Raw genomic sequence first — 11,930 nt, 5'->3', positions numbered from 1 at the left:
TTAATACCGGTAATGCTGGGTGGATGTGTGAGCGGGCAGCTTGGTCAAAAGAACAGTCTGGAATACAGGAATGGTATGGTGGTTTCCGCTAAAGATCAAGCGTCGAAGGTAGGTATCTATATTTTGAAGAAAGGCGGGAATGCGATCGATGCTGCTGTTGCGGTTCAGTTTGCGCTTGCCGTGGTTTATCCCAATGCGGGTAATATTGGTGGAGGTGGCTTTATGGTCTACCGCTCTGCAAAGGGAGAGACCAATACCCTGGACTATAGGGAAAAAGCTGCTGAGGGCGCATCAAGAGATATGTACCTGGATGCAGCAGGTGCACCTATAGTAGATAAAAGCTTGTATGGAAGTCTTGCGGCCGGTGTGCCAGGTTCTGTAGCGGGAATGATTGAAGCCCACGAGAAATATGGAAAACTGGCTTGGGCTGATTTGGTTCAGCCTGCGATTGATCTGGCAGAAAAGGGCTTTGAAATTAGTGAAAGGCAAGCCAGAGAACTAAATGAGCTGCACGACCGTTTTGCCCAGCTGAACCCGGAAGGAACTGTATTGATCAAGGACGGGAAATGGTCGCCAGGTGAAAGACTGGTGCAAAAGGAGCTTGCCCATACTTTGGAACTTATCAGAGATAAAGGCAGAAGTGGTTTTTACGAAGGAGAAGTTGCCGATGCTATCGTTGCCGAAATGAAACGCAGCGGGGGGATCATTACCTCTGGTGATCTTAAAAACTATAAGGCCATTTGGCGTAAGCCGATTGTAGGTCAGTACAAAGGTTTTAAGATCATTACCATGCCTCCGCCGTCAAGCGGTGGAATTGCTTTGGTGCAGCTGCTGAAATCTGTAGAGCCTTATCCCCTGAAAAAGTGGGGTTTCAATGCCGATTCTACCGTTCAGGTTGTGGTAGAGGCAGAACGCAGAGCTTATGCTGACCGCGCAACCCATTTGGGAGACCCTGATTTTTACAAAGTACCAGGACGGGAGTTGATGAAGGATGCTTATATTAAAGAAAGGATGAGCAGTTTCAACTGGAATAAAGCCACGCCAAGTTCGGAGGTAAAAGCTGGCGTTGTGGCTGCGCCAGAGCATGAGGAAACCACACATTATTCGATTGTGGATAAAGAAGGGAATGCAGTGTCTATAACGACGACCTTAAATGGTTCTTACGGTTCTTGTGTAGTGGTTAAAGGTGCTGGTTTCCTGCTGAACAACGAGATGGATGATTTTTCTGTAAAACCAGGCGCACCAAATATGTATGGTCTTGTAGGTGGGGAGGCCAATGCTATAGCACCTAACAAAAGAATGCTGAGCTCCATGACGCCAACCATCATAGAAAAGAACGAAGATCTGTTTATGGTGGTGGGCACGCCGGGTGGATCCACGATTATTACTTCAGTATTTCAAACCATACTCAATGTCATTGAATTTGACCAGGGCATGCAGGGAGCGGTGACTTCTAAAAGATTTCATCACCAATGGTTGCCAGATGAGGTACAGGTGGAAGAAGGGGCGCTGGATAGTTTAACGGAAACCAGATTAAAGGATAAAGGTTATCTCCTAAAACCAAGAGGACCTATCGGAAGGGTAGACGCTGTCCTAAAAACTAAATGGGGTTATTATCAGGGAGGTGCAGACCCGAGGGGTGACGACAAGGCAATAGGGTGGTAAAGATTTAAACATTTCCACAAATAAGTCTCGTTTTTTGAAGTTGGTACGATTTTTATATAGTTAATGAAAAACAAATTATGAAAATATCACTAATTAAAACTCTTCCCGCGGCGGTTGTCGCATTGCTCATTGGGAATGCAGTGCATGCACAGGCACCAGCGAGCTCATCTGCTAAATTAAATACCTGGTCAATTGGTGTTAATGCAGGTTTATTAACCGGTCTTTCTCCATTAGGCGGCGAAAATGACTTTTCTAATGAAAAAGCCAGCTTAGGTTATGGATTGTATATCAAAAAGCAATTCACCCCTTATTTCTCTTTGAGGTTAGACGGAGTTAGAGGTACTGTAAAAGGAGATAACACAAAAGCCTTCAAAAGCGGTTTTACACCGACAGGAGGCCCTAGTGCTTACGAAACTAAACTCAACTGGTCTGGAAGTTTAAATGCGGTAGTGAACTTGTTCAATATCGATATGTTTAAAAAAGAAGATGTGTTGCAATTGTATGTTTCCGGTGGTGCTGGTTTGGCTGGTTATAAACCAAAAATCACAACAGCGAGCGGAACTGCAGATTATTCGAACAAAGACATTAAAGAATTGATCATTCCGGTAGGTGCCGGTGCAAAATTCAGATTGTCTGACAATGTTAACTTTGACCTTGGCTGGACAGTGAATTTTGTTGATGGAGATAACTTTGATGGTTACAAAACTGGTAGAGGTAATGATAAATACAACTACGCTTATGCAGGTTTAGAGTTCTCTTTGGGTGGTGGCAAGCAATTGGCATTCCACAACCCGGTTGCTTTAACTTATGATGAGGCTTTAGCTGCTAAACAAACTGCTGATGCTTTAAAAGGTGATCTGGATGCTGCAAAAGCAGACAACGCTCGTTTAAGATCAGAAATGAATGACCTGTTGAAAGACAGCGATGGTGACGGTGTAGCAGATAAACTGGATAAATGCCCAGGTACGCCTTCTGGTACAGTAGTAGATGGTTCAGGTTGTCCATTAGTTGTTCCTGCTCCGGTGATCAAAGAAAAAGTGATTGTTACTGAAGCAGATAGAAAAGTGGTGAACGAAGCAATCAAAAACCTTGAATTTGATCTTGGAAAAGCAACCATCAGACCTAAATCTTATCCTACTTTAAATAGAGTTGCGGCTTTATTGGTAGAGAAAAACTTTAGCCTGAAATTAGCCGGACATACAGATAACACCGGTTCAATGGCTTTAAATCTGAGATTGTCTAAAGACAGAGCGGAGTCTATCAAAGCTTATTTGGTTTCTCAAGGTGCTAATGCATCAAGGATCGAAGCAACTGGTTATGGTCCAAACCAACCAATTGCAACCAATAAAACAAAAGCTGGACGTCAGAAAAACAGAAGGGTAGAATTTACCTTGTTCTAAGACTGTAAGCAGTTGATTTTTAAAGCCGCACCTTTAAAAGGTGCGGCTTTTTTTTGTGCTTTTTTTGATGAAATTATACTTGCTTTAAAGTTTAATATTCATTAGCTTTGTTATGCAAGCATAATAATTAATGAAACAGCAGGAAACAATAGATTATTTTTTAAAAGTGGTTTGGCAGAATGTGTCCAACAGCTATAACCAGATTGCTTCGGGATTTGGTATAACGCAGGCCATTGGTTATGTGTTGATTAATATCGAGAGAGAAGGTACTGCAGTTTCCAAACTGGCCGGCCTTCTTGGTGTAAAAGCAACCAGTTTGTCCAGAATGTTAAACAATATGGAAGATCTGGGGTTAATTTACAGGGAAACTTCTGCTGGCGATAAAAGATCTGTAAAGGTGTTTTTAACAGATCTTGGCAGGGAGAAGAGACAGATGGCAAAGGGCGTGGTGATTGCGTTTAATGAGTACCTGAATGAAAACCTCAGTGTACAGGAAAAAAGCAATTTGCTCCTTACCCTGCAGAAATTGAATAAACTAACTTTAGCATATACAAGTACTACAGATGATGATAAACAAAAAGATAAATAAGGTAGCAGTTTTGGGCTCAGGTATCATGGGTTCACGTATTGCCTGTCACTTTGCGAATATAGGTGTAGAGGTATTGTTGTTGGATATTGTACCAAAAGAAGGACCCCGAAATGGTATTGTGGATGCGGCTTTACAAACGGCGGTAAAAACCAATCCTTCTCCGGTTTATTCTAAAAAGGTTTTGAACAGGATTACTACTGGTAATTTTGAAGACGATATGGCTAAGATAGCCGGTTGCGACTGGATTATAGAGGTCGTTGTTGAAAATATTGATATTAAGAAAAAAGTGTTTGACCAGGTGGAACAGCATCGTAAGCCTGGTACCCTGGTGACTTCAAATACTTCTGGTATTCCAATTCATTTAATGTCAGAAGGAAGGTCTGATGACTTTAAAGCTAATTTTTGTGGTTCCCATTTCTTTAATCCACCAAGGTATCTGCGTTTGCTGGAGATTATTCCTACAGCGCAGACTAAACCGGAAATTGTGGATTTCCTGATGTATTACGGGGATAAGTTTCTTGGGAAGACCACTGTGCTTTGTAAAGACACTCCTGCATTTATTGCCAATAGGGTAGGCGTGTATTCTATTATGGCATTATTGCATCTGGTAGAGAAAATGGATCTTACGGTAGAGGAAGTGGATAAATTTACCGGGCCCGCACTGGGAAGACCTAAATCGGCTACTTTCCGGACCACCGATGTAGTTGGACTGGATACCATGGTTAAGGTGGCGAAAGGCTTGTATGACAACTGTCCTGAAGATAAGGCGCATGACTTGTTTAAATTGCCGGCTTATGTGGAGAAAATGGATGCCAATAAATGGCTGGGTGATAAAACAGGTCAGGGTTTTTATAAAAAAACTAAAAATGCGGAGGGCAAAACAGAGATCCTGGCACTGGACCTCAAAACACTCGAATACCGTCCTCAGCAAAAGGTTAAATCTGCAACACTGGATTTGACCAAGCCGATTGAAAATGTAAAAGACCGGATGAAAATTTTTGCCGCGGGTAAAGATAAGGCTGCAGAACTCTTCCGGGCTTCTTCTTTTGGCTTGTTTGAATATGTGTCTGACCGGATTCCTGAAATTTCTGATGAATTATACCGGATAGATGATGCTATGAGAGCGGGTTTTGGATGGGATTTAGGGCCTTTTGAAATTTGGGATGCCGTAGGTGTACAAGTTGCATTGGAAGGAATGAAAACTTATGGACATCAGGCTGCAGCCTGGGTACAGGAAATGCTGGCTGCGGGGCATACCTCTTTCTACAAAGTGGAGGATGGTGTAAAGAAATATTATGATATTCCGTCAAAATCTTATAAAGCTGTTCCAGGTGCTGAGGCCTTTATTATCCTGGACAATTTGCGTGCAAACAAGACCATATGGAAAAATTCTGGTGCTTCAATTATTGATCTGGGCGACGGGATTCTGAATGTGGAATTCCATTCCAAAATGAATACCATTGGAGGAGATACCTTGCAGGCGATTAATAAAGCAATTGATTTGGCGGAGAAGGAATACAGGGGACTGGTTATTGGGAACGATGGGGCTAATTTCTCTGCGGGGGCCAATGTTGGAATGATCTTTATGATGGCGGTAGAGCAGGAATGGGAAGAGTTGAACCTCGCCATCAGGACTTTCCAGAATACGTCTATGCGTATTCGTTATTCTTCTATCCCTGTGGTGGTGGCTCCGCATAATTTAACCCTGGGTGGTGGCTGTGAATTCAGTTTGCATGCGGATCATGTGCAACTCAACGCAGAGACTTATATGGGACTGGTAGAATTTGGTGTGGGGGTAATTCCCGGCGGAGGAGGAACTAAAGAATTTGCTCTTCGTGCTTCTGATGAGTACAAGGAAGATCAGATTGTGCAAAATGTATTGAAAGATCGTTTTCTGACCATCGGAATGGCGAAAGTATCTACTTCTGCAGTGGAAGCTTTTGAACTGGGGTATTTGCAAAAAGGTAAATATTCTATCAGTATGAACAGGAGTCGTTTAATTGCTGATGCTAAAGCCAAGGCCATTGAACTGGCTGAGGCGGGTTATACACAGCCGGTTAGACGGAAAGACATTAAAGTTTTGGGAAAACAAGGCCTGGGAATTGTATATGCAGGTGCAAATACCATGTATTCCGGACATTATATTTCAGAACACGATAAAAAAATCTCAGAAAAATTAGGCTGGGTCATGTGCGGTGGGGATTTGTCTTCGCCAACAGAGGTTACAGAGCAGTATCTGCTGGACCTGGAAAGGGAAGTGTTCCTTTCGCTTTGCGGAGAACGCAAAACTTTGGAACGGATACAGAGTATCGTAACTAAGGGAAAACCGCTAAGAAACTAATTAAGACCATTAAAAAGACATAGACATGCAGGAAGCATATATTATAGCAGGATATCGTACAGCTGTGGGCAAGGCCCCTCGCGGTGTATTTCGTTTTACAAGGGCAGATGATCTGGCTGCTGAGGTGATCAGACATCTGGTGGCTTCGGTGCCCAACCTGGATAAAGCGCAAATTGATGATGTGATTGTAGGTAATGCGACGCCCGAGGCAGAGCAAGGTTTGAATGTGGGAAGAATGATCTCCCTGATGGGCCTGGATACGGATAAGGTGCCAGGTGTTACCGTAAACCGGTATTGCGCTTCTGGACTGGAGACTATTGCAACTGCAGTGGCGAAAATCAGAAGCGGTATGGCGGATTGTATCATTGCAGGCGGTGTAGAAGTGATGTCGGGTATGCCTTTTGGGGGCTGGAAAGTAGTGCCCAATCCTGAGGTGGCAAAGAACAATCCGGATTGGTACTGGGGAATGGGTTTAACTGCAGAGGCGGTAGCTAAAGAATATAAAGTGAGCCGGGAAGACCAGGACGAATTTTCTTATCACTCCCACCAAAAAGCTGTAGAAGCGATTAAAAATGGTCATTTGAAAGACGGTCTTTTACCCATTACGGTGCATGAAAACTACCTGGATGCCAACCTGAAAAAACAAAGCAGGGAATACGTAGTCGATACAGATGAGGGGCCAAGAGCAGATACGTCTATAGAAAAACTGGCAAAATTGAAGCCTGTTTTTGCTGCAGATGGCTGTATTACAGCAGGAAATTCTTCGCAAACCTCTGATGGTGCTGCATTTGTACTGGTGGTTTCGGAAAGTAAGCTGAAAGAGCTTGGGGTGGCTCCGATTGCAAGGCTGGTGAGTTATGGTATTGCGGGTGTACCACCAAGGATCATGGGGATAGGGCCGATTTATGCCATTCCAAAAGCCCTGAAACAGGCAGGTATGAAGCTGGAAGAACTGGATCTGATTGAACTGAATGAGGCTTTTGCTTCACAGTCTTTGGCTGTGGTGAGAGAATTGGGGATCAATACCGATATTTTGAATGTGAATGGTGGGGCGATTGCTTTAGGGCACCCATTGGGTTGTACCGGAGCAAAGTTATCTGTGCAATTGTTCAATGAGCTGAAAAGAAGAAATAAGAAATATGGTATGGTGACCATGTGTGTGGGCAGCGGACAAGGTGCTGCAGGTATTTTTGAATTATTATAAAAAACAGATCTGATCATTTTTAACGATCCGCAAGGAAATAAGTATTATGGAAACTACAGATAAAAAAACGATAAAAGGTGGCGAATTTCTAATTAAAGACACCACTTATCAGGAGGTTTTTATTCCTGAAGAATTTGATGAAGAACAACGAATGATTGCGCAGACCTGCCGTGATTTCCTGACGGCAGAGGTTTACCCCAACCTGGACCGGATTGACAAACTGGAAGAGGGTTTGATGCCTTCTTTACTGACTAAAGCAGGTGAACTGGGTATCCTCGGGGTTTCTATTCCGGAGGAATACGGGGGCTTCGGTAAAAATTTCAATACCTCTATGTTGGTTGCAGATGTGATTGGTGCCGGACATTCTTTTGCGGTCGCTTTATCTGCACATACCGGTATTGGTACTTTGCCGATCTTATATTATGGAAATGAAGAACAGAAAGCGAAGTATATTCCTAAACTGGGAACTGGTGAGTGGAAGGCAGCCTATTGTTTAACGGAGCCGAATTCGGGATCTGATGCCAATTCCGGAAAAACAAAAGCGAAATTGACTGCAGATGGTAAACATTATATCATCAACGGACAGAAAATGTGGATCACGAATGGTGGTTTTGCTGATGTATTTATTGTCTTCGCGAAGATAGATGATGATGCAAATTTAACGGCATTTATTGTAGAGCGGGAATTTGGCGGTGTGACCATGAATCCTGAAGAACATAAAATGGGAATTAAAGGTTCTTCTACCAGACAGGTGTTCTTTAATGATTGCCCTGTACCTGTGGAGAATATGCTGTCTGAGCGCCAGAATGGATTTAAGATTGCTGTAAATATTCTGAACATAGGTCGTATTAAATTGGCTGCAGCGGCAATCGGAGCTTCAAAATCTGTGATTGATACTGCTGTAAATTATGCCAATGAGCGGGTACAGTTTGAACGCCCGATTTCAAAATATGGGGCTATACGCTATAAACTTGCTGAAATGGCCACCAAAGTGTACGCTGTTGAATCTGCAAATTATCGCGCAGGTCAGAATATTGATGATGCTTATGAAGCTTTGGTTGCCAGCGGAATGGATGCCAGTAAAGCCAAACTTAAATCAACAGAGCAGTTTGCTGTAGAGTGCGCGATTTTGAAGGTCTGGGGGTCTGAAGCCCTGGATTATGTGGTAGATGAAGGTGTTCAGATTTATGGTGGTATGGGATTTTCTGCTGAGGCACCTATGGACAGGGCTTACAGGGATGCCAGGATCAACAGGATTTTTGAAGGTACCAATGAGATCAACCGTTTACTGACGGTAGACATGATGCTGAAGCGTGCGATGAAAGGGGAGCTGGATTTGATGACACCTGCAACTGCGGTGGCCGGAGAACTGATGTCTATCCCTGATTTTGGTGAGGAGGATACGACTTTATTTGCCGCGGAGAAAAAGATCATTAAGAACCTGAAGAAAGCGACTTTAATGGTGGCTGGATCTGCGGTGCAGAAGCTCATGATGAGCCTGTCTAAAGAACAGGAGATCTTAATGAATATTGCAGACATGGCGAGTTATGTATATGTAGCGGAATCTGCAATGTTGAGAACAGAGAAGCTGGTGAATCTGAAAGGAGAGGAAGCTTGTGCCGGACAACTGAATATGATGCGGATCTATTTTGTGGAAGCGGTGGATGCGGTTCAAAAGGCGGGGAAAGAAGCTTTATGGTCTTTTGCTGAAGGCGATGAATTGAGAATGATGATGGTTGGATTGCGCAGATTTACAAAAATGGAGCCGTTCAATGTGAAGGAATTACGTCAGAAAGTAGCGCAGGAATTGATTGCTGCAAATAAATATTGTTATTAATTATTCCCGTCTCGAATGATTCAGGCGTCTCCATATCTTGGGGGCGCCTTTTTTTATTGATTTGTTAAAAATGGTTAAAAATTGTTCTATCCCTAATAAAAGACTATTTTTGTGCATTATGTTAAAAAACAAGATTTTATTGGTTGCAGTTGCTTTTGCAGGCATAATATCTTCCTGTAGTAAGGATACCCCTTATGACAAGAGCGCTCAATTTAAGATAGATTCAGCGTTGATTGAGAAGTATATTGTGAACAATGGAATTAAAGATGTTAAAAAAGAAAAGGGCGTATTTTACAAGATTGTTAACCAGGGAACCGGCACAGATCAAATTGCTTTAACGGATACACTTGCTTTATTTTACGATGGACGGGTATTGGGGGCTGTAAAAGCCTTCGATTCTGTGGCAACAGTGACACCCCGCAGTTTTGTTTTAAAAAATGTCATTTTGGGCTGGCAGATTGGTGTTCCATTAGTTAAAAATGGAGGAAGGATCCGTTTGATCATTCCCTCAACACTGGCTTACATTAACAGGCCAATTGGTTTAATCCCTGCGAATTCAATTCTTGATTTTAACATTAATATAAACCAAGTTACAAAAACGAAAACCATAACCCCATAAATAATTAAGAATGCTTAAAAAATTATCAGCATCATATATAGTGGCTATTACAGGCCTGTTGGTCCTATTTGCTTCCTGTAAAAAAGAATACGAATCTATTCAGGATACGGATGATTCGAAAATTCAGCAATTTATATCGTCAAATAACCTGACAATGGTTAAGGATTCTACTGGGTTCTATTCATCGGTTACCAATCCTGTTGCAGGTGATTTGTTGAAAAGTACGGATTCTGTATTGTACCACGTTAGTCTGAAATCTATGCAAAGTGGAACAGTATATTATGCGGATGCTGCAAATGGAAATTACGGAACATTGGTTGGTTACACCAATAGTGTGTCTATTTATACCGCTACTACTTCAACAGGAATTGCTATTGAGGGCATTAGAAGATCATTGCTGAAAGTTATTCCGGGTGGCACCTTAAGACTTTTGGTGCCTTCTTATCTTGCTTTTGGGAAGAATGGTTCTCCTACATTGGGCGTGCCGTCCAATGAGGTGCTGGATGTCACAGTGACCACTTTTCCTTATAAGAAGCAGAGTGATTTTGATGATAAAAAGATTACTGATTTTATAGCTGCAAAAGGCATTACTGGTGCTGTAAAAGATCCAGTGGGAATCTATTATGTGATTACAGATCCTGGAACCGGAACAGACATCATTAATTTGGGAACAACCGTTACAGCAAAATATACCGGAAGATATCTGGATGGAACAACATTTGACTCCAGTACCGATGGTACTTTTTCAACTACATTAACCAGTGTGATCCAGGCTTGGGGCAGAAACATTCCGCGGATTAGAAAAGGTGGTAAAATAAGGATCATCACACCATCACGCTGGGCATATGGAACTGCGGGATCCGTGAATTCCTCCACAGGTCTTTTAACCATTCCGAGAAATGCAGTTCTGGATTTTGATATTGAAGTTACAGATGTAGCGAATAACTAATTAAGTGTTTTATCCAGGGCATCCTTAAACACGCTAAGGACACGTTCTCTGGCAAAAGCATGTTCAACAATAGGTTGGACATGCTTTTTTGTTTTGTATGCGGGTGCCCAACGGTAGATATAGGTTTGATCCGGGTCAAATTTTTTAGCCTGCAGTTCTGGGTTGAATACCCGGAAATACGGGGCTGCATCATTACCGCATCCACAAGCCCACTGCCATCCGCCGATGTTACTGGCCATTTCATAATCGAGCAGTTTTTCTGCGAAATAGGCTTCTCCCCATCTCCAGTCGATCAGGAGGTGTTTGGTTAGAAAACTGGCTGCGACCATTCTGACCCGGTTGTGCATATAGCCTGTTTGATTGAGCTGTTTCATCCCGGCATCTACAATGGGGTATCCGGTTTCACCCTGGCACCAGGCTTCAAATTCCTTTTCGTTGTTTCGCCATTGAATCTGATCATAAGCAGGTTTAAATGCCGACTGAACTGTATGTGGGAAATGCCATAGGATCATCATGTAAAATTCTCTCCAGGCCAGTTCTGAAAGCCATTTGTCTGCTTTATGTGCTAGGGCCTGCGACACGGCATGGCGGATGCTGATGGTTCCAAAACGTAGATGGAGGCCAATATGTGTAGTCGCATCATCTGCCGGAAAATCCCTGCGCTGTTCATATTCCTGTAGTTTCGAACTGAAATCTTTTGATGGAAATGGGATCGTAGTGGGGAAAAAACCAAGTTCTTCCAATGTTGGGAGCGGGAGTGGTTCTGTTCTTAGCAAATGAGAAGAATACTGGTGCGTAGGGTAAGCTTTCAGGTAAAAATCGTCTAGTTTTTTGAGCCATTGCCGAAAGTAAGGCGTAAAAACCGTATAGGGTTTTTTATCATCTTTAACGACTTCACCTTTTTCAAAGATGACCTGGTCTTTATAGGTATTGAAACTGATTTCCTCTGAACTTAGATATTCTGCAAGAGCATTGTCTCTTTCCAGGGCATAGGGCTCATAGTCATGATTGGCAATTACACATTTAACCGTATAGGAGCGGAGCAGTTCCGGCCATACTTCTTCTGGTTGCCCGTGTTTGATCAGGATGGAAGATCCCAGTTGGGCAAGTTCTGTAGAGAGTTTGCTTAAAGTTTGATGAATGAAGGAAACACGGGCATCTGTTTTGTCCTGTAGTTTGTCTAAAATATGGGTGTCGAAAATGAAGAGGGGCAATACGGGCAGGCCGGTTTTTAAAGCGTAGTACAATGCGGCGTTATCTTCAAGGCGCAAGTCTCTGCGCAACCAGCAAATGCATATTTCTTGTGTTGTCATTCTGTAGGTGTAT

General features: G+C 42.8%; 9 protein-coding genes. 8 read left to right on the top strand and 1 reads right to left on the bottom strand.

Features of this window, described 5'->3' with window-relative positions; all coding sequences use genetic code 11:
* Positions 1–12: 12 nt before the first annotated feature.
* The 8 genes from ggt to R2S08_RS25205 all read left to right on the top strand — a co-directional run bounded on the left by ggt (position 13) and on the right by R2S08_RS25205 (position 10,604).
* The gene (ggt, locus tag R2S08_RS25240) at positions 13–1,665 is read left to right on the top strand and encodes a gamma-glutamyltransferase (RefSeq protein WP_316837734.1); all 1,653 of its coding nucleotides are present in this window, start codon (positions 13–15) and stop codon (positions 1,663–1,665) included.
* Positions 1,666–1,742: 77 nt separating this feature from the next.
* Positions 1,743–3,065 carry a DUF6089 family protein gene (locus R2S08_RS25235; RefSeq protein ID WP_316837715.1) on the top strand — a complete coding sequence of 441 codons (1,323 nt, stop codon included), beginning with the start codon at positions 1,743–1,745 and terminating at the stop codon, positions 3,063–3,065.
* Positions 3,066–3,195: 130 nt separating this feature from the next.
* On the top strand, positions 3,196–3,654 hold the full coding sequence (locus R2S08_RS25230; protein ID WP_199076060.1) for a MarR family winged helix-turn-helix transcriptional regulator: 459 nt from the start codon (positions 3,196–3,198) through the stop codon (positions 3,652–3,654).
* Positions 3,632–5,995 carry a 3-hydroxyacyl-CoA dehydrogenase/enoyl-CoA hydratase family protein gene (locus tag R2S08_RS25225; RefSeq protein ID WP_316837733.1) on the top strand — a complete coding sequence of 788 codons (2,364 nt, stop codon included), beginning with the start codon at positions 3,632–3,634 and terminating at the stop codon, positions 5,993–5,995. The genes R2S08_RS25230 and R2S08_RS25225 overlap by 23 nt, the downstream gene beginning before the upstream one ends.
* 25 nt (positions 5,996–6,020) lie before the next feature.
* Positions 6,021–7,199, top strand: coding sequence for an acetyl-CoA C-acyltransferase (locus R2S08_RS25220; RefSeq protein ID WP_316837714.1), 1,179 nt, complete (start codon positions 6,021–6,023; stop codon positions 7,197–7,199).
* A gap of 46 nt (positions 7,200–7,245) precedes the next feature.
* Positions 7,246–9,036, top strand: coding sequence for an acyl-CoA dehydrogenase family protein (locus R2S08_RS25215; RefSeq protein WP_316837713.1), 1,791 nt, complete (start codon positions 7,246–7,248; stop codon positions 9,034–9,036).
* 118 nt (positions 9,037–9,154) lie between these two features.
* Entirely contained in the window at positions 9,155–9,655 is a 501-nt protein-coding gene (locus tag R2S08_RS25210; RefSeq protein WP_316837712.1) for an FKBP-type peptidyl-prolyl cis-trans isomerase, read from the top strand.
* A gap of 10 nt (positions 9,656–9,665) precedes the next feature.
* Complete coding sequence (locus R2S08_RS25205) at positions 9,666–10,604, top strand: FKBP-type peptidyl-prolyl cis-trans isomerase (protein ID WP_316837711.1); 939 nt, start codon at positions 9,666–9,668, stop codon at positions 10,602–10,604.
* On the opposite strand, the gene R2S08_RS25200 is transcribed toward R2S08_RS25205, so the two are convergent.
* Positions 10,601–11,917 (bottom strand): deoxyribodipyrimidine photo-lyase, encoded by a 1,317-nt coding sequence (locus R2S08_RS25200; RefSeq protein WP_316837710.1) that lies wholly within the window; start codon positions 11,915–11,917, stop codon positions 10,601–10,603. The genes R2S08_RS25205 and R2S08_RS25200 overlap by 4 nt on opposite strands.
* Positions 11,918–11,930 lie beyond the last annotated feature (13 nt).

The organism is Pedobacter nutrimenti (genome assembly GCF_032678445.1).
GTDB lineage: Bacteria > Bacteroidota > Bacteroidia > Sphingobacteriales > Sphingobacteriaceae > Pedobacter > Pedobacter nutrimenti_A.
The sequence above is the reverse complement of the archived record's forward strand: the minus strand, read 5'-3'. Positions and strand labels throughout refer to the sequence as shown.

Coding starts and splice junctions, on each gene's coding strand:
- R2S08_RS25235 (WP_316837715.1), top strand. CDS start 1,743: ATGAAAATATCACTAATTAAAACTCTTCCCGCGGCGGTTGTCGCATTG.
- ggt (WP_316837734.1), top strand. CDS start 13: ATGCTGGGTGGATGTGTGAGCGGGCAGCTTGGTCAAAAGAACAGTCTG.
- R2S08_RS25225 (WP_316837733.1), top strand. CDS start 3,632: ATGATAAACAAAAAGATAAATAAGGTAGCAGTTTTGGGCTCAGGTATC.
- R2S08_RS25200 (WP_316837710.1), bottom strand. CDS start 11,917: ATGACAACACAAGAAATATGCATTTGCTGGTTGCGCAGAGACTTGCGC.
- R2S08_RS25205 (WP_316837711.1), top strand. CDS start 9,666: ATGCTTAAAAAATTATCAGCATCATATATAGTGGCTATTACAGGCCTG.
- R2S08_RS25220 (WP_316837714.1), top strand. CDS start 6,021: ATGCAGGAAGCATATATTATAGCAGGATATCGTACAGCTGTGGGCAAG.
- R2S08_RS25210 (WP_316837712.1), top strand. CDS start 9,155: ATGTTAAAAAACAAGATTTTATTGGTTGCAGTTGCTTTTGCAGGCATA.
- R2S08_RS25215 (WP_316837713.1), top strand. CDS start 7,246: ATGGAAACTACAGATAAAAAAACGATAAAAGGTGGCGAATTTCTAATT.
- R2S08_RS25230 (WP_199076060.1), top strand. CDS start 3,196: ATGAAACAGCAGGAAACAATAGATTATTTTTTAAAAGTGGTTTGGCAG.